The organism is Moorena sp. SIO4G3, assembly GCF_010692305.1.
GTDB classification, from domain to species: Bacteria; Cyanobacteriota; Cyanobacteriia; order Cyanobacteriales; family Coleofasciculaceae; genus Moorena; species Moorena producens_A.
On sequence record NZ_JAAHIG010000120.1, the window covers coordinates 1 to 22,269 of the forward strand.

Here is a 22,269-nt window from a genome sequence, read left to right on the forward strand (position 1 = left end):
GCGATATCCTTTTAAAGTAACTATAATCAATCTACCATACTAGAACATTTAAGAATTATTTTATCCTAATTTAGGATAGTCTAATCTAGGGGAGTAATATTAATGAACAATCAAATTATTGATCAAGTCTTGTACAACCACAAACTTGATCTTGATCACCTATTACAAGATTTGCATAAATTTGCTAGTCAAATCAATAAACCAGAATTACAGTCAAAAATTAGGACGATACAAAAAAATAGTAATGAACCGTTTTTATTAGTTATTGTCGGAGAAGTTAAAGCTGGAAAAAGTAGCTTTATTAATGCCCTAATTCAAGAAAAAATTTGCAAAACTGATGTTGAGCCCTGTACAGATATTATTCAACAAATTGTTTATTCAGAGGAGCAGTTTGAAAAAGATATTAGTCCAACGTTACGGAAAATTGGTTTACCCATTGACATCTTGAAAACGTTATCAATTGTCGATACTCCCGGAACGAATACGATTCTGGAAAACCACCAAGAGATTACTGAAAATTATATTCCTCATAGTGATTTAGTGTTTTTTGTATTTTTCGCTAAGAATCCCTATCATAAAACAGCTTGGGAACTTCTGGATTATGTTAATGAGCAATGGCGTAAAAAAGTAGTCTTTATACTTCAACAGTGTGATTTAACGAAACCAGAAGAATTAAGTCGAAATACTCAGAGAGTTCAAGACTATGCTAGTCAACGACATATTGAGTCTCCTATAGTTTTTGCGACATCAGCGGAATTAGAAAATAATGGGAATGAAGAGGGGAGTGGGTTTAGGGAAGTGAGAGGATTTATTAATGATATGGTTACCGGTGGTGAGACTTACAAAATTAAACTGAAATCAATTAGCGATCGCACTCAAAACGTGATTGATGAATTAGACGATGAATTAAAATCTATCCAACGGCAACTAGAGCTGGATAAATCATCAGTAGAACGAATCAAAACTAAACTAGCTGTTGGTGAAAAAAAGTCTCAAGATGACATTACTAAACTGGTGGATAAGTTAGCCGCCAACTATGATCGAGTTGCTGAGCAAATAAAATCTGATTTTAGCGCTGGTTTCACCTTTCCTAAACTAATCAATAAGTCCGTTGTTGGTACTGTTAATAAAAATGCCTCGATCCAAGCCTGGATCGATCAGATCAAGGCCAAGTATGAACCAGAGCTACAGGTTTCGTTAGAAGAAACCTTAAAAGATGGGACACTGCATTTTTTAGGGGATATTAAAAACCTAATTGATTCCTTAATAAAAGATTTGAATACTATCGATAATTATTCCAGTAATAGCCATCTATCTATCCGAGTTATGGAGCGCCGTCATGAGGTGTTTGAAGACGTTAAGCAAAAAGCGTCTAAGCTCCTTGAAGATACTGAGTTTATCAATACCTTAAAATCCCACGCTAGTGGAGTCGCTACTAATCTATTAGGTGGAGCGGCAGTAACAGTAATTGCTGGCCTATTTATGGCGATAACGGAGATAGTAATATTGGATCTTATCGGTGCTGCGTTTGCCGGAGTTGGGATTTTAGTTTCCGGGGGAGCGCTTTATCTGAAAAGAAAAATGATAATTAGCAAGATTAGCAAAAAATTAGACAGTGAGAAAACTAAATTGATATCTGATATTAATCAGCAACTTAACTTAAAGTGTACTCTGATATATGAAGAAATTAAAAGAGTATTTGGAGATTTAGATGATTATGTTGAAAAGGAAGAAGAAGGACTAGGACCAATCCTTAAGGACTATAGAACAATCCAGAGCAAGGCTAAGGATTTATTAGTCATGAGTTAATGGTTAATGGTTAATGGTTATTGGCCTTAACTATTGGGTTATGGCCGATGAATCTGTTCACCATTGCTGGCCGAATCATGCTTGTTTAGGCCAACATCTAAAGATTATGATGCCCTGAATAGCTTCAACTGGTAGCTGTAGTGGTAGCTGTAGTGGTAGCTGTAGTGGTAGCTGTACTGATATCTCAATCATTCCCAAAATCTGCTAAACCCCATCAGGGATCACTTTGGCTGTGGGCGTTCTAGCAGCTTTAGGTATAAAACTCCTATCAAATGTGATAGTATAACCTTGACAGTATATTTTGTTTACTGCAAGCCTAACTTGGTCAACTTAGACCACACGTAGCTATACAATAAGGTATTTTTGACTCTAACTCAGGAGTCCCAGGAGGGATATGAGCAGCACAGATAGCAATAAAGACAAGGAACTCCAATTCACTGCTAAAGGAACTGGACCCTCAGGATACATCGATAGGAAACAGCTGAGCATAAAGCCATTACCCCAAAATCGCCCTATTGCTACAAATGTTAGTGAAGGGACAGATGAACTTATGGGCTATCTTGACTAACTAGTTGTCAGGTAAACGAGTGCTTCCGGGTGTGGTTATGTCGGTCGTATTTGCAGTGTCATCTTTAACACTTCACCCGGAGTGAGGCTGTGCTAGCGCCATACTAACGTTCTAAAACCCCTCAGCATAACGCTTCAACTCCCATGCCATTCGTTTAATACCCCGTAACTCATCCTCTCGGATAAACGGTAAAAACACTCGAGAAAGTATACCTGAATAAGAGTGTTTGTGGACGTATTTGGTACGACCCACTCCTATTTCTTGCAAATCAAATACACATTCACTACTAAAGCCAGGGATAGAAGACACCCAACTTAGACACACACCAGGCTGAACTTGTGTCACCAATGGCTCAAATTCTGTCTCTTCTTCATTGGGAAGCCGTCGCAGGGAGAGAAACACTTCTTTCCCCTGCTCAAACCGTAAAGTTGAGTCACAATCAAACAGAAATGTGTTCCAGTACTTCCACTGCTGTTTATGGAACAAAATTTGCCAAACCTTCTGCTTTGGGACATTGATCTCAATGTCAGTATAGAGACTTGTCATGTTAGTAAATAGCAGTTTTACCGGCTTCAAGTACTGTTATTTTAGATTATGGTAAATGGGAAAGGATAGAAGGGTGGACTACACACAATAATAACACGGATGCACGGATGACTTAATCCATGCCCTAAATCCGCTGTTTGACATTATTAGTTATCAGTATCTTATGTCTACTGGTTCCTTTGAAAAAAACAGTTTGGATTGGCAGTTGCAGCTGCTGCAACGACAATTCGGGGAGTGGTGGGAGCTGAAAATGTCTCAGGTGCCTCTTGACCAAACCCAAGGATCACTACCATCTTGGTTACTGTCTCCTATACTAGGCCAGGTGATTAGGATAACGTTTTGGTTACTTGTTGTTGTAATCCTAAGCTGGGTAGGGGTGCGACTGATCAGAGGATTACATCCTTATATTATTTCTTATTACCAACAATTTACTCAAGCTGCAAACAGAGTGACAAAACGACCAGTTCCAGAATTATCAGTGGTCAATTGGTGGGAGCGATCGCAAAACTATCAGCAGCAGGGTAACTACACGGAAGCCTGTCGTTGTTTGTATATGGGGATGTTGCAGCAATTACACGATACTGGCATTGCCCCTCGCTATCCCAGTCGCACCGATGGAGAGTATCTACAACTCATCCAGCAATTACCGCAGCCTAAACCATACCAAATCTTACTGATCACCCACCAGCAGTTATGTTTTAGTAACGCCGAAGTCTCTAGTCAGATTTTTGAACGGTGCAAGGAGGCTTATCAGCAGATTAAGGTTGAAGTATGAAGTATGTTCGCGTAGCGTGGCCGTTCGCGCAGCGTGGCCTACGGCCTTAAGGCCAAGTATCAAGGATGAAGGATGAAATTTCCTAAGCGTCGGTTAGGGGTAATTAGTGCCATTGCAATCGCGGTACTAATGATCATTACCCTGGTAGCTGCTCCAGCTAATAATAAAATCAATAGCGGTTCTACTTACAGCCGCGCTCCCTATGGCTATGGTGCTTGGTACGCTTACATGGCAAAACGGGGAACTCCTATACAGCGTTGGCAAAAACCCTTTGAGGATTTAGCGAATCAGACGGATGCTCAAGGCTCGGTTACCTTATTGCGTGTCACTAGTTGGTTGACAGTAGATACTATTTATGGTAAAGAGCGAGAATGGATTAAACAGGGCAATACGATGGTGATTTTGGGAGTCAAGCAGCCGGTGACAGACGCTGCTTTTAGTACTATCCAAGAGGCTTCAACGGGAAAGGTTAAGGTTAACACCAGGCGGCGATACAAGGGTAATCAGGGGAAGAAAATTTTAAGCGATCGCTTTGGTGCGGTGGTTTGGGAAAAGCCTATTGGTGATGGTAGAGTTATCTTTGCCACTACATCCGATCTTGCTGCCAATGCCTATCAGGACTTTCCGGCTAACTATGAATTATTAGCCCAACTGGTTACTCCCTTGAAACCAGAGGAGAATTTAACTAACCAAAATCCCGTTTGGGTGGATGAATACCTCCATGGTTACAAAGATGTGGATGTGATCAAGCGAGAGGTCGGTGAGACTCTATTCAGTTATTTAGCGAAAACCCCTTTGTTGCCAGCCTTTATCCAAGGATTAATCATTCTTCTGGTTGCCATCTGGGCTCTGAATCGCCGCTTTGGACAACCATTGACTTTATCTGAACCAGTCGTGGATAACAGTGAAGCCTATATCCGAGCATTAGCAGGTGTTTTGCAAAAAGCAGGCAGCAGTGAGTTTGTGTTGGAAGTTGTGGGAAAAGACGAACAACTGCAACTGCAAAAAGCACTGGGATTAGGACAGACTCTGCTTGAGGATCAAGCTCTAATCGATGCTTGGGTTGAGCAAACTGGACGTCCAGCGACAGAACTGAAACAAGTGTTGGAAATTCAATCTAATAAACGTCGTATTAGGGAGTCAGACTTACTAAAATGGCTGGGAAAATGGCAGAAAATTCGTCTTGATTGATTCGATGATCATAACTGCCCGATTGTTTTAACCACCGGATATCAAGCTAACTAATCCCAACCGCAATCAACCAGAGTTTACCCATGCTATTGTGGTACCACGAAAACTGTCCCACAGGATAGCTAATCAACCCCAATGACCAATGATCTCCCTGTCTTGAACCGCCTCAAGCAAACCCTTGGCAAAATAATTGTCGGTCAATCGACCCTAGTCGAACAGTTACTCGTAGCGTTGCTCAGTGGTGGACATGTCATTATTGAGGGGGTACCAGGAACCGGTAAAACCTTGCTTGTCAAAGTTCTAGCAAGGCTAATCCAAGCCGAATTTCGGCGGATTCAGTTAACCCCAGATATTCTACCATCGGATATTTTAGGAACTAATATCTTTGACCTGAATACCCGTAACTTTACCCTCAAAAAAGGACCAGTCTTTACTGAGATTTTGCTAGCTGATGAAATTAACCGCACCCCACCCAAAACCCAAGCAGCGCTGCTAGAGGCAATGGAAGAGCAGCAAGTCACTTTGGACGGGGAAACCTTGCCTCTATCTGAACTATTTTGGGTGATTGCTACCCAAAACTCTCTAGAATTTGAAGGCACCTATCCCCTACCAGAAGCTCAGTTAGACCGATTTTTATTCAAGTTGGTAGTGGATTACCCAGATGCGGCGGCAGAAAAGCAAATGTTGCTTAATACTGAGAAAGGATTTCGTGGACGCCGTTTGGATTTAGAACGTCTGAAACCTCTAGCAACTGTAGAACAAATTTTTAGTGCTCGTCAAGAGGTTAAAGCTGTCCAAGTAGACGAGAAGGTGCTGGATTATTTGCTAGCCTTAGTTCAGCAAACCAGGCAAAATCCTGATTTAGCCTTGGGAGCCTCTCCGAGAGCTGCTGTAGCTTGGTTACAAACCAGTAAAGCCCAAGCTGTGTTATCAGGACGGGATTATGTGACACCGGATGATGTAAAAGCGATCGCACTCCCTCTACTCCGTCACCGTCTGATTCTGAAACCAGAGGTGCAATTAGATGGGTTACAGATCGATAGCGTAATTGCTTCATTACTCAAGCAAGTTCCAGTGCCTAGGTGAGTGGGTCAGCACTCAGCACTCAAAAAAAACTATGATTCCCTCAAAACGAACCTATTTACTGTTAATACTAGGGATTGCGATCGCATTATTACTCGCTACTGTTTTTAATCAACAAATCAGTCTAATTACTACTCTTGTCTTTGATGGAATTGTCCTTGGTATAGCCTTATGGGATGGACAACGGGTCAAACCTAACCGAGTGAAGGTAAGCCGCACGCCTTTACAACGGTTATCGATTGGGCGAGATAATCTGATTGTGCTCTCAGTGGAATCTAGAAATCAGGTTGCTCGAATTCTGATTAAGGACTACTATCCATTAGAGTTTGCAGTTTCCACCCCAACCATAACTGCTACCCTTGACCGGAATAGTAACAAGGAACTAACCTATACGGTTCACCCAGCCAAACGAGGTCAGTTTCACTGGGGAGATATTCACGTGCGCCAGTTGAGTCCTTGGGGCTTGGTGTGGGATGATTGGAAAATCCCAGGGAGTCAGAACGTAGCAGTTTATCCAGACTTAGTCAGTTTGCGATCGCTTTCTATTCGCCTGACCCTGGAAAATACTGGTACCATGCGCCGTTCCCGAAACTTGGGTGCTGGCACAGAATTTGCTGAACTGCGGGAGTATGGCATTGGTGATGACACTCGCCTGATTGATTGGAAAGCTACAGCTCGCCGCTCTCGCCCTTTAGTCAGGGTGCTGGAACCGGAAAAAGAGCAGACTTTGATTATATTACTAGACCGGGGACGGTTGATGACCGCACAGGTACTTCAACTGAAGCGGTTTGATTGGGGATTGAATAGTACTCTAGCCCTAGCATTAACTGGGTTACATCGGGGCGATCGCGTGGGGGTGGGTGTCTTTGATCGAGACATCACGACCTGGATTCCACCAGAACGGGGTCAACATCAACTATCGAAACTCATAGAACGCCTCACTCCGATTCAGCCAGTGTTATTAGAACCGGACTATTTTGGTGCTGTTACAAAACTAGTGAATCAGCAAACTCGTCGTGCTTTAGTCGTAATGATTACAGACATCGTGGATGTTACTGCTTCCGCTGAATTGCTAGCAGCCCTAGAACGCCTTACCCCTCGCTACTTACCTTTTTGTGTCACCCTTCGAGACCCCCTTGTTGACCAATTGGCCCACACTCCCCCTAATACGGGTCAGTTAGGGAAAATTCCCAGTCAAGACCAGCTTTGGCACAGCAGATACCAGGCGCAGGCGAAAAAAAGAATTAGTGTTGATCTCAACCCTGACCCGGGGCAAGCCGCTTATACCCGTGCTGTCGCTCTGGATTTAATTGCCCAGCGCCAAGTTGCCTTTGCCCGGTTGAAGCAAAAAGGAGTTCTGGTTTTGGATGCACCAGCGAATCAGATTAGTCAGCAACTGGTTGAGAGCTACTTACGAGTTAAAGCTCGGAATCTACTTTGAAGCATCCTCGAGTTTCCGGCTACTACAATATATAACCAAAAGGCTAAACAGTCCGATTCCAACCAAATACTTGAGGAATGATGGCACTAAGGGACTCGGAGAGAAAAACCCTTCAATAATACCAGCAATAATCAACATCGGCACAATCCCAAACATCAACTGAGCCGCTTGGGAGCCATAAAATTTTAATGCATCTACCCGGCGATATTGGCCTGGAAACAGAATTGCTCTACCGATGAGTAAACCGGCTCCACCAGCAAAGAAGATAGCGGGTAATTCCAGGGAACCATGGGGAAACACAAATGCCCAGAAGGGATAAGCTAAGTTATTTTGACCCACTAAGGTGCCAATGGCACCAATCAGTATTCCGTTGAATGCCATGACATATAGGGTAAAGGCACCGCAGGTAATCCCACCAGCCACTGCCCGAAAGCATACCGATAGATTGTTAATCATAATGCCACTGGACGCTAAGGGTTTCATCCCCAAAATCGAACCCATCCACAATTCCTGGCGATCGCGTACCTGTTCAATTAACTGTTCCGGAACCACCAGGGACATAAACACTGGATCTTGCCAAGCCAACCACCAGGAAATTAAGGCTCCGAGGAGAAACACTGCTGTTGCGATCGCAATATAACTCCACGTCTGTTGCACTACAGCAGGGAAACCCCAGCGACAAAACTCCCCTAAGCCTTGCCAGTCTTGACGGCGAGAACCTTGATAAATCTGGTTATAGCCCCGAGAGGTCAGTCGTTGTAAATCCTTGACCAGGGTATTGCCTACTTGGTTAGTTCTAGCACGGGCTAAATCCGCTGAGACGGAGCGATACAAACTAGCGAGTTCCTTGATTTGGGATGCTGGTAAAGACTTGATTCGATGTTTCTCCACTTGTTGCAGGAGAGTATCCAACTGTTTCCAATTTGCTTCCCGCCGCCCAATCCAACGTTTAATATTCATAAAGTTTTCGGGGTAATTTTCGTAAACCTCGCTTAAGATAGCGTTAAAACTTGTCTTGCCATCAATAGCCCCATCGACCCATGTCTTATGAGCCTAGTCCCAGCCAATCTTTAGGACCACTCAGTATTGGTAATGTTGTTAATGTCGGTCTGCGCATCTACCGCGATCATTTTAAGTTATATTATCGTCTAGCTTTTATCGGTTATCTATGGCTATTAGTTCCCATATATGGCTGGGCTAAGTTTTGTGCCATGTTTGGGCTAATTTCACGTCTAGCGTTTAGGGAAATCATTGAACGTCCAGAAACAGTGAATGAGGCTCGCCGCCATGTCAATCCTCGGATGTGGAGTTTTTTCAGAGCAGGCATCCTAGTATCCTTAATAACTTTTCTAGTATCCTTGATAACTCTTGGAGCAGCAATCCTAGTAGTATTTATCATTTCTTTTGTTATTGGTATCTTGATCGGAGTCCTTGGTTTAATTTTCGGTAATAGCATTACTCTTTTAGATAATCTCAATACTCTCCCTGAGAATAGTATTGCTATGACTATCATAGGACTTCTGGTTGTGATTATTTTGATGATTGTTTTTTTCTTTGGATTGAGCTGGTTTATATCTCGCTTCTTAATTTATGAAATACCGCTTGCTATAGAAGAAAATTCTATCGGTGCCAGGGCAGCAATTGGTCGCAGCTGGAAATTAACTCAGGGATTTATCTTACGTATTCAAGGGATAGTAGTTGTTGGGTTTTTAATATCACTACCAATTTCGATTGCTGTACAGATAGCTACATTCAGCATACAAACTATTTTATCTCTTTTGTTTCCTCAAGAATCAGCAATTTTTGCCTGGCTGTATTTAGTGCTAGTTTTTGGGTTGAGCTTTGCTAGTGGTGCGTTGTTAGTTCCCTTCTGGCAAGCCATTAAATCAGTGATATACTACGATCTATGTAGTCGTAAAGAAGGCATAGATTTGCAGCTATGGGGAAGCTAAAATCAACACCGACTAATTTTTTTAATCGAGTCACTATACAAACCCCAGAAAGTGTTGAATTAGAATTAACGTTAGCAGGGATTGGCAGTCGAGCTTATGCCTTGTTAATTGATTATATTGTCTTAGGATTAATTTTAGTAGTATTTTTAATTGCTTGGGGCTTTTTATCTTCCCAACTGCTGGACCTATTAGACTATTTTTTTGGTATTAATGAGTTAAGGCTTTGGCTAGTAGCCATTTATCTATTTATTACCTTTTCAATTTACATCGGTTATTTTGTTTTGTTTGAAACCCTATGGCAGGGACAAACACCAGGTAAGCGCTATGGCAAAATTCGTGTTATTCGTGATGATGCTAGACCAGTGAGACTACAGCAAGCTACCCTACGTGCTTTGCTCAGACCTGTTGATGATTTATGGTTCCTGGGAGTATTTTTAATTATCTTTAGCAAGCGAGAAAAACGCTTGGGAGATTGGTTAGCAGGAACCCTGGTAGTCCAAGAAGAGCAGCCTATTGCTTCTGCTAGCTTCAAGATCTCCGATCAGGCTCAAGCCTTAGCCAATCAGCTCCAAACCGAGGCAGATTTGTCCCCCTTGCAGCCAGAAGACTTTGCTATGATTCGAGAGTATTTGCAGCGGCGCGAGGCAATGACATCTCAGGCAAAAGCTAAGTTAAGCCGACAACTGGCTGATCAGGTCAAAGACATGATTGCCTTGGAAAAGGTACCCTCAGGTGTCACGGCTAACTTGTTTCTGGAGGCTGTGTACCTTGCCTATCAGCAGTTATCATCCCAGGATTACTGACCCACGCACTATTGATCAAGCTTGAGCCATGGGTTGCTTATCTGGGAATAAAATACCCGATGTACTCAAGAGTGAAGACGGATGACTCCCTAAAATCCGGTTTTTTACCAGATTTTAGGCTTGTAAGGCTAAATTAATGTCGCTACTATTGTACTTGAATACTTATACTAGCTTCTCATCCGGCTTTTGCCGTTAGTTGCTCATGGACATTCAGCTGATTAATATTGGTTTTGGTAACATTGTTTCAGCAAACCGAGTTGTAGCAATTGTTTCTCCAGAGTCTGCTCCTATCAAGCGGATCATTACTGAGGCAAAAGAGCGTGGATATCTCATTGATGCAACCTACGGGCGTCGCACCAGAGCGGTAATTGTGACCGATTCCAGCCATGTCATCCTCTCGGCAATTCAGCCAGAAACTGTTGCCCATCGCTTCGTAATCAATAAAGATAGTCACAATGGTAACCATTAAGCTTTAAGCTTAACTAGACTCAACATGGAAGCAGGAAGACTCATTGTATTGACTGGTCCTTCTGGTGTTGGTAAAGGAACCTTGCTACGGCAGCTCCTGAAGCGACACCCGGAACTTGATCTTTCGGTTTCAGCAACCACCAGGCAACCTCGTCCTGGGGAGGTGCATGGGAAACACTATTACTTTGTCACTCGTGACCAGTTTGAAGAAATGATCATAGGGGGTGAGCTTTTAGAGTGGGCTGAGTACGCTGGTAATTACTACGGTACACCTAGTTTGCCAGTCAAGCAGCTTCTTGATCAGGGTAGGTCTGTTATTTTAGAAATAGAATTGGTTGGGGCAAGGAAAATCAATAAAACCTTTCCCTCTGCTCTCCGTATTTTTGTACTACCCCCCAGTCTAGATGAATTAGAGCAGCGGATTCGGTTGAGGGGTAAGGATAGTGAAGAAGTAATCGCCCAACGCCTTTCTATTGCCAAAGCCGAAATTGAAGCTGCTGATGAATTTGATGTGACTATTGTTAATAAAGACTTCAAAGAAGCTCTACAAAGCTTGGAAGCAGTTATCTTTCCATCTTAATACTAAGTATTACACACAAAGGTAATATTAGATCTGGTAGCTTCGTTATTGACCCTGGTATCGATAACTGGTTGAGATGTGTCAGCTTAGAATCCCCTGTCGGTCAGCCTCCTGAGAGTTCAACTAGTAGAGATAACACGTAGTATAGATAACAAGCTACCGGATAATAGTTAAAACCCTGGTTAATACTTGCTGAATACTGGTCACTAATGACTAATGACAACATCTAACCAAGACACGGAAACCCCTAAGAGTACTCAAGCGCTACCTTCCCCCTGGCGCTGCCTTACGGGAGCATTGATTTCTGGAGGATTGACGAGCGCTATTTATTTTCTAACTGCCTCCATTGCTACAACCTTTGCTAATAAACCCCTAACGTCTAACTCCCAGACAGCCCTCAAAATTGCGATCGCAGTTCGGACGCTGGTCGTGGGAGTCAGTACCCTAGCCACGTTTATCTTTGGTATTACTACCCTTGGTTTGGTAGCTTTGGCAATTCAACAACTCTACCGAACTAAGTTCCGACCTCTACCGCCCAAGTGATGCTCGGAAGGTAAATTTAATTTTCTTACCCCTACTCTGTACTCCCTACTCCCTACTCCCTACTCCCTACTCCCTAAAACCCTGGAGGAGGTACTTCACCCATTGAGAACTACTATATTAATAATTCACCATCTCGGCTTTTGACATACTCCCGCCGCCAAATCAGAGATTATGGCGGGGGATTCTCACAAAGTGATTCCTGGTTCAGCGAGACAACTTATTGAATCAGGTTTCCCCTCATCAACAGCGGTTGAACTCTCCCCAAGCGTTCCCGGTTTCCCAGCAGTTTCCCAGTGCCCCTGGGTACTCTCTTGGTGCGGGTTCCCTAGCACGGGGAACCCGTGCGGGGTCGCAGCGCTGTTATACTCAACACCTAGAATCTTCATCCCCTTGTTTAAAATATTGAGAGCAGCATTAGTATCACGACAGATTTCTGTGTGACAACGTTGACATTGATGAGTTCTAGTGCTGAGAGATTTCTTCACTCGATGACCACAATTTGAGCAATCTTGAGATGTGTAGTTAGGTGCAACAGCTATCACTGTCTTATCCCAAACTTTTCCAAAGTAGTCTAACCATTGAGTGAATTGATACCAACTCGCATCATAAATTGACTTAGCTAAATGATGGTTCTTGACCATATTTTTAATTTTCAGGTCTTCATAGACAACCACATCGTTAGAGTGGACTACGCACCGGGCTAACTTAACCGCCCAGTCTTTACGCTGTCTTTGAACCTTCAGATGAGCTAACCCGAGTCTAATTCTGGCTTTGTGGTAGTTGTTTGATTGAGGTTTATTACCTTTCACAAACTTTCTAGATAATCTCCGCTGTAGCTTTTTAATTCTCTTTTCAGCTCGCCTGAGATACTTGGGATATATAGCAGCATTGTCATTTTGGTCTTTGTAGAAATACTTCAAACCTAAATCAATACCGATCACATTTCCGGTATAATTCCCTTTCTCTTTACGGTTAGCATCAAAACAGAATTGAGCATAATAACCGTCAACCCTTCTCACTACTCGCACCCAATTAATTTTAAGCCTAAACAAGTCCTCTCTTGTCTCATGGTTACAAAACAATGAGAACCGACCTGCCTGAAATCCATCGGTGAAGTTAATAGTTAAACAGTCCTCTGACAGTTTCCAGCCTGTGGTTTTATACTCAACCGTTCGCGCAGCGTCGGCAAAGCCGTTACGAGAGTGTTTTTTGAACTGAGGATAACCCTTTTTATTAGCACCCTCTCTACAACGACGATAGAAACTAGAGATAGAATTCCAAGCCCTTTCGGCTGATGCCTGACGTGCCATTGAGTTTAATTTCTTAACCCAAGGATACTCTTGAGCATGTGCAAGTTCTTTGCATAGTAGAGATAGACGACCTTTGTTGACTTTAGGTTCGTCTCTCCATAATCTGACTGCTTTATTTCTAACAAATTGAGCAGTTCTTATGGCTTCATCTAAGGCTTGGTATTGGGCTAGTGACCCGTTTAACAGTTTAGCTTCTCTAACTATCATCCATACCATGTTACCACAAGCGATATCGGATAAACATGATTCCTGCATTATTTTTTTATTGGTCGGAATTCATCTCACCGCCAAATCGGAGATTATGGCGGGAGCCTTCAAACCATCAATCTCAAACAACTCTGGGGAAAACTCTCCACAAACCGTGTAGACAATCGCACGCACTAGGGCTTCAGCCTTGAGTAGGGTTTCTTCAAATTCCAGCTGGGGATTCGATAAAGCAATCAGAGCACCACCGATACCAATCGATACTTGATTGGGAGTAATCTCAGCAGTTCGGATCACAATGTTAAGGTCTGCAGCACCGTTGAGTGCAAGAAACCCGATCGCTCCGGAATAGATTCCCCTGGCCTGAAGTTCCAATCGATCAATAATCTCCATGGTTGAGATCTTAGGAGCACCAGTCATGGAGCCTCCAGGAAATGTGGCACGGATACAGTCTCCCACCCTTACATCTGGACGCAAACGACCCCGAATTGTACTCACCAGTTGATGAACTGTGGCATAGGTTTCCACATCCATTAACTTAGGGACATGGACACTACCAATTTCGCAAACCCTGCCCAAATCGTTCCGAAGTAAGTCTACAATCATTATGTTTTCACAACGGTTTTTTTCCTGAGTGCGTAACGCCTCGCACAGCAGTCGGTCTTCTTCTTCTGTTTGGCCTCGTGCAGCAGTTCCTTTGATGGGTTTAGATTCCACCCAACCTGAGGGGTCAATTTTAAGGAATCGTTCTGGGGATGAACAAGCCACTGCTAGCTCGCCAAATCTTAGGAAGGCAGAGTAGGGTGCAGGATTGAGCTGGCGCAACCTTCGGTAAAATGCCAAAGGGTCAAGTTCGATATTGGCATAAATTTTGTTAGTCAAGCAAATTTCGTAGCTTTCTCCAGCTTTAATCTGATCCAGACTTTCTTGAATATCTTCCAGATATCTCTGGTAGGAACGACTCAATCGAAAAGTTACTTTTTCATGAGTATAGTCTAACTCAATAGGAGGCAGAGGAGGTAGATTACAAAGCTGTTTTTCGATACCTTCAAACCAGGCATTTGCGTGGCTATTTTCCCCTTTTTTAGTCAGACACAACAGATAAGTGACTTGCTCTTGATGGTCAAAAGCAATAATTCGGTCTGCTAAGAGAAACATCGCATCTGGAAATGGCGATTGATGGACGAGCTTTCCTCCACATTCTGCTTTTATTTCGTAACCAAAGTAGCCAACAAAACCACAGTTAAACTCAAAGGGAAGTCCTTCTAAACAGTTGTATCGGCGCTCAAGTTCTCTGTGTAGATAGGAGAAGATACTTTCTCTACGATGTGTTGTTTTGCCCGAGCAGTTAATGGTGAGTTTCTGGTCAGTAATCGAGTATTGCACTAGCAGGCTGTTTGGTCCTGTACCATCTCCCATAAAAGAAAAACGAGATAGACCAGGTTCTACGCGAGAGCTGTCTAGCCAGAATGCTGTCGGTTGTGAGCCAAATAGATGAACAAACACTCGTTCCGAATCAGGGTAGACCGTGAGCTTGCGACTATGAATATTAAAAATCATTTGATGAAACAGCCGTGACAGCTATAGCTGCTCTACCTCCTTTAAAATATCGTTAATCTCCTGCCGGAGACTTTGTAAATTATCCTCCAATGAATTACTGGCAGCGAGTTTATGGTCAATTTCCTGCAGTCTCGGCTTCAGAGAGTCAGTGAACTGCTTGAGGCTATTTACTAATTCTTGCTGCAAACCTTGTTTGAGCTTATCGGTATAGTTATTCTGCAACTCACGCAAGGTTTCATCAAGCTGTTGGGTTGCCTTATCACGCTGCTTAGGAACCGCATTGAAGCTAAACATGGTCAACATCAGAGCTAGTACAAAAGCTGACAGATCAAATAGTGCAGCGGTGGCTACTACATGCCCCCCAATTCCTGTTGCTGCGGCAGCTGTTCCCAAGGTCAAAAAGTTGTTGAGTCCCTTTTCTGACGCTACCTTAAGATTGTCAGAGATAGCAGTGGTATCAATTTTACCACTATTAAGTTCGGGAACCTGAAATGAGTCTTCTGAGAGGGTGGCTGCTACTTGTAAATCTTCCCTAGCTTCGCGAATAATTTGTTCTCGATATTTCACAAGGGTTGATGCTGCTTCGTTAACAATATCCTCCATCTGTTGCTCAAGTTTTACCTCCTTGATCGCCCTAGCTACTTTTTCTTCCAGGAGATCGTCTTCCCTAATAAGACGCTTTTTTAATAGGCTAATGAAGGCGAAATTATCCTGAATTACCTTATGTAATTGTTGAATTAGATTGGTAAACAGGTCACGAATTTTTTCTCTAAAGACACCAAAAATAAGGTCATATTGCTCAATGCGCTCATTGATTCGCAACAGGGATCGATCAAAAATCGTTTTTTCGGCAATGATTTTCTCCCGTGCCTGATAGTTCTTTTTCTCTAACTGCTCTAGGTAAACTAATAAAGAGTTCTGAGGACCCTGAAGTTTTAGCCGTATTTTTTCAGCTTCTACCAGAAACTCTAGTAAGAAGTCTCGTAGGGTGTCGATGTTGTTGCCAGTGCGTGTTGATACTGTAAATAAGGGTGGTACTTCTGTAAAGACATCACGAAGTCCATCTTTGACGTGTGAGATAATCTGTTCACTCTCTTGTGGGGTGATCAGATCGACTTTATTTATAATAACGATTACTTTACGTACCCAGATTTTACTCACTAAGGAGAGAAAGTCCAGCTCTGATTTAGTCAGAGGTCGTTCCACTGAGGTAACAAACAGGATGATATCAGCATGCTGTAGATAATCCTCTGTCAGTGCTTGGTGACGTTCAATGATCGAGTTTGTGCCTGGGCTATCAATAAAGACAATGCCATCAAACCCCTCTGGGTAATAGGGTTGAATCGAGTTTGTGGTCGGAAGTATGCCCACAGCAGCTAGCTCGTCATTACTCAACCGATTCAGCACACTGGATTTTCCGGCATTAAATTCTCCACAGACAAAGATCGAGAAGGGATTTTCCAGTTGCTGCTTGAGGGCATCAAGATCAGGGCAAGAGACATCGAAAAGCAGCTCTGCTTCGACAAAGAGTAGTTTTACACCTTTGATGGTGTTGAGGCTGCGGTTAAACAGATGCTCTTGTTGAACAGGAAGGGTGACCACGTTACTATGAGCGAAATGAGCGAACAGATCTAATTATATTAGCAAGTATTCGCAAGATAAAGAAGCATAAATCCAAAGCCTACGCTAGTTAACAATAGCCTTCGTGTCACCTTAAGGTCAGTTTCTTGACTGGCGGGATAGATTACCCTCACTTCCGTGATCAGTTTAGCTGTGAGGTCACCAAGCTCGATTAAGCAACTATTAACACTTGAAAGTGTGGCTTGCTAGATTAGAAAGTGAAAGGCTTGACAGCCTGACTCTTATACTATCTCAGCTCTCACTGGCTTCCTAAGCTTCCTAATAATTATGAAACTCCCAAAAGATCGTATCCCTGAAGACCAAGCCCACCAAGCCTTCGCCCTAGCGGCTCAACTCTATGCTCAGCACAACCAAAGCTATTCTGTAAAGGAGTTGATTGAAGCAGGTAAAGAGGCACAAATTCCCCCAGAATTTATGGAAAAAGCCCTTGCTGAGATTAAAAAGCGAACGCATTCTAAATCCGTAGTCGCCAAACATCATAGTAATGGGTCTGGTCTGATGTTGATTGGTATGGGTACAGTCTTACTCGCTCTTGCGGGTATAGGATGGTTAGCCAGTTTTGTAGAACCTAGACCAGTGGCAGAACCTGAGCGATTGGAAACTGGAGCAGTTGCAGAAGCGAAGCCAATACAGGTAAGTGTGTCTCAAGAGGAACCCACAGCGTTTGCGGATAATATAGGGTCAGGGCATATTAACAAGTGTACACCCCTGATCGAGAAAAACCTCAGGGGTGCTAACCTCAGTGGGGCAGATTGTACGAATGTGGACTTGTCAGGAGTAGATTTGACTAATGCTAACCTGACTGGTGCTAACTTCAGCCGTGCTGATTTAAGTCAGGCTAACTTCAGCAATGCCAATCTCACTGGTGCCGATTTTGCTGGAGCAGATTTAGCCAATGCTGATTTCAGCGGTGCTAACCTGACTGGTGCCAATTTAAGTAATACAGATTTAACAGGAGCTAACTTGACTGGTGCCAATCTCAATGGTACCGATCTGGCCAGGGCAGACTTAGAAAGGTCTGATCTCAGGGATGCTATGACCAATGGTGCTAATTTTGATAACACTAATTTAAATCAGGTAACTATGCCCAACGGCACAATTAACCAATAAAAAACCTACTTATCAGCGTTCTTTGCGTCTTCCTTGACTAGGTCAGCACCGGACAAAGGGGACGCAGTGGACGCGGGAAAATTTTTAACATGGGTAATTCAGAGATATTATTAAAATTGAAAACTGATATAGTTATGATATACTAAACAACTAGTGGCGGCATAGCCAAGTGGTAAGGCAGGGGCCTGCAAAGCCTTTATCCCCAGTTCGAATCTGGGTGCCGCCTTTTTGAAATGGATAATCTCGGTAAAATCTCGGAGATATGGAGTAGGAGAGGGATCCTGCTAGTAATCAACTTCCTCTGACCACAGAAGTTCAGTGTCAAGAGTTGACAAATCCTGGACTTTAGATTGGAATTGATCACAGATTGCCAAGGGATCAACCCTCCGCTCAAACAAAGGACTATCAGGAGACTGACAAAATCTACCACTGAAAAACTGACACACGGCACAGCAATGCTTTCCACTCTTAAGCCCTGCTTCAATCTCTTCTTCCTGAAGTATCATTTCCGGTTGCATGGGAGCAAGCTTGAGATTCGCACCATCCCATCGCGCTTTGATAATGCCGCTGATACTCAAGGTCTGCCATCGAGGGTCTTTTTCTACCACCTCTTCGGGAACTCGCAACCAAGCATCGGTACCAAAGCTCTCTACCATCACGTCAAACTCTTGGGGTTGCTGAATCTTAGCAATCTGCTGTCGGGAAAGCTGTTCCGGTGCTACTCCTAATTCGATTTTATCCCCCACAGCAGGAATATGGATATAGCATAAGGACTGATTGTCTCCAGACCGGGCTACTTGGTGTAAGGCTTCTAATTCTCCGTGAATTAAGACTAGGTGCTTGGGCTTTACCTTGTTGATTACTTGTCCGAGTCCCACCTTATCGGTATGGGCAGAGAGGTTAAACCGTTTGATTTGAGCTTTGACGGTAATTGATTTCCCATCTAGTTCAACAGTGTCCCCAGTTTTGAGACTTTGCAGGAGGCGGCCAGGGGATTCTTCATCAGTGTAGCCAGAAATAAAGATGGCAGCATTCTCTCGCTCTAGCAGTGCTGAGGCATAATAGACTGACGGTCCACCGGTGAGCATACCGGAACTGGCCACAATTACACTGGGTTTTGCGATCGCAATCGGACGTTCCCGAGGGTGTTCGATAGAAATAATCGGGGGTGTACTGGTTTTATCAAAGAATGGTTCCTGACCGTTAATCTTAACTAAGTTCTGAACTGGAACAGGCAACAAGTCCAGGTTTTCTCGAAATACCTCTGTGACTGCTCTGACCAATCCATCCACAAATATCGGAACTGTTAATTTATTAAATAGCTTGGAGGTGCGGAGCGCTAACAAGATTTCCTGAGCTCTACCCAAAGCAAAAGAGGGAATCAAGACATTGCCCCCAGCTTGCACTACTTCAGCAATGGATTCCATCAATGCAGTTTCTTGATTTCTTCTAGCGGGGTGGACAGAGGAACCATAGGTAGACTCAGTAATTAAAATATCCGCTTCAGGAAGCTCAGCTAAATTCAAGCCGTTAGTGGTGCGACTATTGGTAGTGTGGAAGTCTCCGGTATAGAGTAAAGACATATCCTTATAGCGCAGATAGATACAAGCCGCACCCAAGATATGCCCGGCATTGATGAACCTTACCATTAGTCCCGGTAATGCCTCAAAGTCTTGGCCTACTGGTTGAGTTTCCAATTGAAACAAGGTTTGTTCTAAATCGGCCTCATCAAATAACTCTGGAGAGTCTTCATTCAGTTGCTGTATCTTCAGTCCATCCCTGAGCATGACATGGGCAATTTCTCTGGTGCCATGAGTTGAAATCATCCGCGCATCAGGGTAGCGGCTGTGAAAGACAGGCACAGCACCAAGGTGGTCTTGATGGCTATGGGAGATCAGGAGCAGGTGAGGATTATCCAGATAGTCCAAGGCGGGCAAAGGGTCGTAGCCTTTGGGTCGAGTCCCACAGTCTAAGAGTACTTCATAGGGACCAATCAGAATTTGGAAACAACTGGCACCAATGCTTCTAGCTGCTCCTAAAGGAGTAACAATTAAACGATCATAGGATTGAGAATCAACACTTGCAGATGGGATATCCGGAAACTGGTAATAATATACGTGGATATAGTTTCCCTTCAAACTCACTCGTGCTTGTTGCTGGGTTGAAGGGGAGAACGCTTCCCATTCCCATCTTGTTCGAGCTCGCTGTTTAGGCAAGTCTAATTGCCAATCGTTGACATCGGTTTTCTGTTTCAACGTGGCTAAGACTCTATTAATGGTTTCCGTCGGGGGAGCAGCTAGTGTGGATTTGGAGGGATAATGGTCATCTGATAGCCTGGTCAGAGCCTGCTGTAACAAGGTTGTTTGGCTTTGTTGAAATGTTGACTCATGTTTATACTTCCTAGACTCGACCGGTTTGTGGCTGCGGTTTTTCTTCCCTGGGCGGCTATTGGAATTGTGCTCTCCTTGGGGTAAAGCTCGATGTAAAATCAGGGTATCCCGTTGGCGCTTAGCAACTACTTCCCACAGTTCCCCAATCTTCATGTGCTTGTTAGAGCCTAAGACACTGATTTTCAGGGTTTTCTGTCCTGGTCTGGACACTTTGAGTTGTACAAACTGTCCCCGTTTGCCTAACTGCACTACTCTGCCAGCGATTAACCATTGCTCCTCCTGGACTGTCTCAGTCATCGCTTCTAGGTAGAGAGAGCCAATTACACCATCTGAGCTCGTATTGGGGGCGACTTGCCAGGAATGGATTCCAGTAGGAATATCATCAGTGGGCAAGGTTTTGATTTTGAATCGAAGGCCATCCTGACTGAGGAGATAGTTTACCTGAGCTACTGACTCGATGTTTCCAGTTAAGGTGCATTGGATGGTATTGGTCATCGCTTTAGTGGCATTAGCAGTTGACTGTTTGGGGATTTTTTGGATCAGTTGCCACTTTAATGGTAGACAAGGGAATGGGAAATGATCCCAAATTAGGTGCTTAGTTACTGATAAGGTTAAAGTTTACCATATCTGGTAAAGAATAGCAGATATCGCACTCACTGATTAGGCTCAAGGAGATGCTCGCCCGGTCGCCCCTAAGGGATGCTCCTTCGCAGCCGCTACGGGAAAGTAATAAGAATGGGATATTGCTTATCGCAATATCGCAATATCGCAATAAGCAATATCGCAATAATAATAGTAAGGCAAACCCTGGAATACATTGCCAATACTATCGGACAGTACTCTATATCAAATCCGTTTAATTGTCCATAGTAAAAATTACGATATTGTTAATCATCACTAATCCTCCAGACGTGATATAAAAACTTGATACTGATTACCTTTGATTTGGTGACCAGGATACTTTATGATTAGACTATTATTTATTTGGAGCAGAATAGTAGGTTATAGCTTAGCCAAACTATACTAAGCTATCAGCTAATTAGCTATTCATGATGAGTGTCAGATAACAGACCAAAAAGACCCAAGTAACGTCAGCATCACCCAGGAGTAAAAAAACTCTCCTCTCTAGACGTTAGCTCTAACCTCTGGAGTATCAACGGTTGATCAACCGAATGATTGCCTTAATTTAGCTATCAGGTAATAGCTGAGTAATTGAAAATACGGTATTTTTAGTCAAAATCTAACACCAAACGATGAAAGCAATACTAACAGAAGACAATAGAGAGCAAACATCAGAATTACTACCAATCATATTATTAGTAATTGCCTTACTTGCTTTATCTATAACAGCAATCTTAATCAGGTTTTCTCTCCAAGAAATAAGTGCTAATGCCACAGTATTCAATCGTCTTTGGATAGCTACTCTAGTCTTTGGTTTGTGGAATGGAGTAAACCAAGTAAGAACTCAAACATCGAATCAGAAATATGACGCACAGTCAGGTTATAAAATTGGCGATATCCTACTTTTGGTAGGCGTAGCGATATCTCATCTGGGTGGTCGATTTCTATGGACTTGGTCTTTAACTAAGACTAGCGTTGCTAATGGTAATGTACTAGGAGCTTTAACACCATTTTTCGCTACTATAGGAGGATGGTTATTATTTAAGCAGCGCTTTGACCGTAGATTCCTCATTGGTCTGGCACTTGCATTGTTAGGGGCAACTACTCTACAAATAGAGGATTTTATAAAGTCGCCCAATAACTTTATCGGTGATAGTGCTGCCTTAGCATCTTCTGTATTTTATGCAGTCAACTTTTTACTATTAGAACAACTACGAACCAAGTTTTCTGTAGAAGGAATACTGATTTGGCGCTGTGCTTTGGGAACACTTTTTATGATCCCAGTGGTTCTGATATTCAGCGACCAAATTTTCCCGATTTCTTGGTCAGGATGGTTAGCAGTGATTTCCCTAGCTGTTATCTGCGAAGCTGTGGGACATGGTTTAGTAGTATACAGCCTCAAGCACTTTTCTTCAGGCTTTGTTTCCTTAGTATTGCTTCTCGATCCACTAGTTGCTGCTATTCTGGCCTGGATTCTATTTTCAGAAAGCTTAAGTATTCTTAACTTACTAGGTTTTGCTGTGATTATGGAGGGAATTTATCTAGCAAAAACCGGCAAAGGTGCTGAGAAGCTAACTATTAAGGAAGAAAACACTTAATACCATTTACCGTTATGGATGCTACAACTAGTTATATCAAGTCTGGTTGAATACCCATAATTAAGGGGAGATGGGG

19 protein-coding genes and 1 tRNA gene are annotated in these 22,269 nt (G+C 43.1%); 14 read left to right on the forward strand and 6 right to left on the reverse strand.

All coding sequences use genetic code 11. The annotated features are described in order from the left end of the window. The first annotated feature begins 102 nt into the window (after positions 1–102). Positions 103–1,809: a dynamin family protein gene (locus tag F6J99_RS20870; protein ID WP_293114930.1), complete on the forward strand. Its 1,707-nt coding sequence runs from the start codon at positions 103–105 to the stop codon at positions 1,807–1,809. Between the two features lie 394 nt (positions 1,810–2,203). Then, a complete protein-coding gene (locus F6J99_RS20875; protein ID WP_158069354.1) occupies positions 2,204–2,377 on the forward strand; it encodes a hypothetical protein in 174 nt (57 codons plus the stop codon). Between the two features lie 111 nt (positions 2,378–2,488). On the opposite strand, the gene F6J99_RS20880 is transcribed toward F6J99_RS20875, so the two are convergent. Beyond that, positions 2,489–2,923, reverse strand: coding sequence for an SRPBCC domain-containing protein (locus tag F6J99_RS20880; RefSeq protein WP_293114932.1), 435 nt, complete (start codon positions 2,921–2,923; stop codon positions 2,489–2,491). Positions 2,924–3,086: 163 nt separating this feature from the next. On the opposite strand from F6J99_RS20880, the gene F6J99_RS20885 reads away from it, so the two are divergent. The 4 genes from F6J99_RS20885 (at position 3,087) to F6J99_RS20900 (ending at position 7,413) form a co-directional block, all read left to right on the forward strand. After that, complete coding sequence (locus F6J99_RS20885) at positions 3,087–3,698, forward strand: DUF4129 domain-containing protein (RefSeq protein ID WP_293114934.1); 612 nt, start codon at positions 3,087–3,089, stop codon at positions 3,696–3,698. Positions 3,699–3,770: 72 nt separating this feature from the next. Further along, the gene (locus F6J99_RS20890; RefSeq protein ID WP_293114936.1) at positions 3,771–4,889 is read left to right on the forward strand and encodes a DUF4350 domain-containing protein; all 1,119 of its coding nucleotides are present in this window, start codon (positions 3,771–3,773) and stop codon (positions 4,887–4,889) included. A gap of 135 nt (positions 4,890–5,024) precedes the next feature. Further along, positions 5,025–5,975, forward strand: a complete 951-nt coding sequence (locus tag F6J99_RS20895; protein WP_293046476.1) for a MoxR family ATPase — start codon at positions 5,025–5,027, stop codon at positions 5,973–5,975. 31 nt (positions 5,976–6,006) lie between these two features. Then, on the forward strand, positions 6,007–7,413 hold the full coding sequence (locus F6J99_RS20900) for a DUF58 domain-containing protein (protein ID WP_293114938.1): 1,407 nt from the start codon (positions 6,007–6,009) through the stop codon (positions 7,411–7,413). Here the strand turns inward: F6J99_RS20900 and F6J99_RS20905 are convergent. Next, positions 7,405–8,373, reverse strand: a complete 969-nt coding sequence (locus F6J99_RS20905) for a stage II sporulation protein M (protein ID WP_293114940.1) — start codon at positions 8,371–8,373, stop codon at positions 7,405–7,407. The genes F6J99_RS20900 and F6J99_RS20905 overlap by 9 nt on opposite strands. An 80-nt stretch (positions 8,374–8,453) precedes the next feature. On the opposite strand from F6J99_RS20905, the gene F6J99_RS20910 reads away from it, so the two are divergent. The 5 genes from F6J99_RS20910 to F6J99_RS20930 all read left to right on the forward strand — a co-directional run bounded on the left by F6J99_RS20910 (position 8,454) and on the right by F6J99_RS20930 (position 11,759). Further along, positions 8,454–9,365: a DUF975 domain-containing protein gene (locus F6J99_RS20910; protein WP_293114942.1), complete on the forward strand. Its 912-nt coding sequence runs from the start codon at positions 8,454–8,456 to the stop codon at positions 9,363–9,365. After that, the gene (locus tag F6J99_RS20915) at positions 9,353–10,168 is read left to right on the forward strand and encodes an RDD family protein (RefSeq protein ID WP_293114944.1); all 816 of its coding nucleotides are present in this window, start codon (positions 9,353–9,355) and stop codon (positions 10,166–10,168) included. The genes F6J99_RS20910 and F6J99_RS20915 overlap by 13 nt, the downstream gene beginning before the upstream one ends. A 202-nt stretch (positions 10,169–10,370) precedes the next feature. Beyond that, the gene (remA, locus tag F6J99_RS20920; protein WP_008191366.1) at positions 10,371–10,637 is read left to right on the forward strand and encodes an extracellular matrix/biofilm regulator RemA; all 267 of its coding nucleotides are present in this window, start codon (positions 10,371–10,373) and stop codon (positions 10,635–10,637) included. 24 nt (positions 10,638–10,661) lie between these two features. Next, positions 10,662–11,216, forward strand: a complete 555-nt coding sequence (gene gmk / locus F6J99_RS20925) for a guanylate kinase (protein ID WP_070390874.1) — start codon at positions 10,662–10,664, stop codon at positions 11,214–11,216. Positions 11,217–11,432: 216 nt separating this feature from the next. Further along, complete coding sequence (locus tag F6J99_RS20930) at positions 11,433–11,759, forward strand: DUF3082 domain-containing protein (protein ID WP_070390873.1); 327 nt, start codon at positions 11,433–11,435, stop codon at positions 11,757–11,759. Positions 11,760–11,944: 185 nt separating this feature from the next. Here F6J99_RS20930 and F6J99_RS20935 read toward each other — a convergent pair whose 3' ends face one another. The 3 genes from F6J99_RS20935 to F6J99_RS20945 all read right to left on the reverse strand — a co-directional run bounded on the left by F6J99_RS20935 (position 11,945) and on the right by F6J99_RS20945 (position 16,435). After that, positions 11,945–13,276: a transposase gene (locus F6J99_RS20935; protein WP_293114957.1), complete on the reverse strand. Its 1,332-nt coding sequence runs from the start codon at positions 13,274–13,276 to the stop codon at positions 11,945–11,947. A gap of 69 nt (positions 13,277–13,345) precedes the next feature. Then, entirely contained in the window at positions 13,346–14,833 is a 1,488-nt protein-coding gene (pabB, locus tag F6J99_RS20940; protein WP_293114947.1) for an aminodeoxychorismate synthase component I, read from the reverse strand. A 21-nt stretch (positions 14,834–14,854) separates the two neighbouring features. After that, complete coding sequence (locus tag F6J99_RS20945; RefSeq protein WP_293114949.1) at positions 14,855–16,435, reverse strand: dynamin family protein; 1,581 nt, start codon at positions 16,433–16,435, stop codon at positions 14,855–14,857. Between the two features lie 306 nt (positions 16,436–16,741). On the opposite strand from F6J99_RS20945, the gene F6J99_RS20950 reads away from it, so the two are divergent. Together F6J99_RS20950 and F6J99_RS20955 are read left to right on the forward strand one after the other, a co-directional pair. Continuing rightward, a complete protein-coding gene (locus tag F6J99_RS20950; RefSeq protein WP_293114951.1) occupies positions 16,742–17,584 on the forward strand; it encodes a pentapeptide repeat-containing protein in 843 nt (280 codons plus the stop codon). Between the two features lie 155 nt (positions 17,585–17,739). After that, positions 17,740–17,810 (forward strand) — tRNA-Cys (locus F6J99_RS20955). 58 nt (positions 17,811–17,868) lie between these two features. Here the strand turns inward: F6J99_RS20955 and F6J99_RS20960 are convergent. After that, positions 17,869–20,469: an MBL fold metallo-hydrolase gene (locus tag F6J99_RS20960; protein WP_293114953.1), complete on the reverse strand. Its 2,601-nt coding sequence runs from the start codon at positions 20,467–20,469 to the stop codon at positions 17,869–17,871. A gap of 758 nt (positions 20,470–21,227) precedes the next feature. Here F6J99_RS20960 and F6J99_RS20965 point away from each other — a divergent pair. Further along, positions 21,228–22,193: a DMT family transporter gene (locus F6J99_RS20965; RefSeq protein WP_293114955.1), complete on the forward strand. Its 966-nt coding sequence runs from the start codon at positions 21,228–21,230 to the stop codon at positions 22,191–22,193. Positions 22,194–22,269 lie beyond the last annotated feature (76 nt).

Excerpts from the sequence above, each read along its gene's own strand:
- F6J99_RS20870 (WP_293114930.1), top strand. The coding sequence starts at position 103 with ATGAACAATCAAATTATTGATCAAGTCTTGTACAACCACAAACTTGAT.
- F6J99_RS20875 (WP_158069354.1), top strand. The coding sequence starts at position 2,204 with ATGAGCAGCACAGATAGCAATAAAGACAAGGAACTCCAATTCACTGCT.
- F6J99_RS20880 (WP_293114932.1), bottom strand. The coding sequence starts at position 2,923 with ATGACAAGTCTCTATACTGACATTGAGATCAATGTCCCAAAGCAGAAG.
- F6J99_RS20885 (WP_293114934.1), top strand. The coding sequence starts at position 3,087 with ATGTCTACTGGTTCCTTTGAAAAAAACAGTTTGGATTGGCAGTTGCAG.
- F6J99_RS20890 (WP_293114936.1), top strand. The coding sequence starts at position 3,771 with ATGAAATTTCCTAAGCGTCGGTTAGGGGTAATTAGTGCCATTGCAATC.
- F6J99_RS20895 (WP_293046476.1), top strand. The coding sequence starts at position 5,025 with ATGACCAATGATCTCCCTGTCTTGAACCGCCTCAAGCAAACCCTTGGC.
- F6J99_RS20900 (WP_293114938.1), top strand. The coding sequence starts at position 6,007 with ATGATTCCCTCAAAACGAACCTATTTACTGTTAATACTAGGGATTGCG.
- F6J99_RS20905 (WP_293114940.1), bottom strand. The coding sequence starts at position 8,373 with ATGAATATTAAACGTTGGATTGGGCGGCGGGAAGCAAATTGGAAACAG.
- F6J99_RS20910 (WP_293114942.1), top strand. The coding sequence starts at position 8,454 with ATGTCTTATGAGCCTAGTCCCAGCCAATCTTTAGGACCACTCAGTATT.
- F6J99_RS20915 (WP_293114944.1), top strand. The coding sequence starts at position 9,353 with ATGGGGAAGCTAAAATCAACACCGACTAATTTTTTTAATCGAGTCACT.
- remA (WP_008191366.1), top strand. The coding sequence starts at position 10,371 with ATGGACATTCAGCTGATTAATATTGGTTTTGGTAACATTGTTTCAGCA.
- gmk (WP_070390874.1), top strand. The coding sequence starts at position 10,662 with ATGGAAGCAGGAAGACTCATTGTATTGACTGGTCCTTCTGGTGTTGGT.
- F6J99_RS20930 (WP_070390873.1), top strand. The coding sequence starts at position 11,433 with ATGACAACATCTAACCAAGACACGGAAACCCCTAAGAGTACTCAAGCG.
- F6J99_RS20935 (WP_293114957.1), bottom strand. The coding sequence starts at position 13,276 with ATGATAGTTAGAGAAGCTAAACTGTTAAACGGGTCACTAGCCCAATAC.
- pabB (WP_293114947.1), bottom strand. The coding sequence starts at position 14,833 with ATGATTTTTAATATTCATAGTCGCAAGCTCACGGTCTACCCTGATTCG.
- F6J99_RS20950 (WP_293114951.1), top strand. The coding sequence starts at position 16,742 with ATGAAACTCCCAAAAGATCGTATCCCTGAAGACCAAGCCCACCAAGCC.
- F6J99_RS20960 (WP_293114953.1), bottom strand. The coding sequence starts at position 20,469 with ATGACCAATACCATCCAATGCACCTTAACTGGAAACATCGAGTCAGTA.
- F6J99_RS20965 (WP_293114955.1), top strand. The coding sequence starts at position 21,228 with ATGAAAGCAATACTAACAGAAGACAATAGAGAGCAAACATCAGAATTA.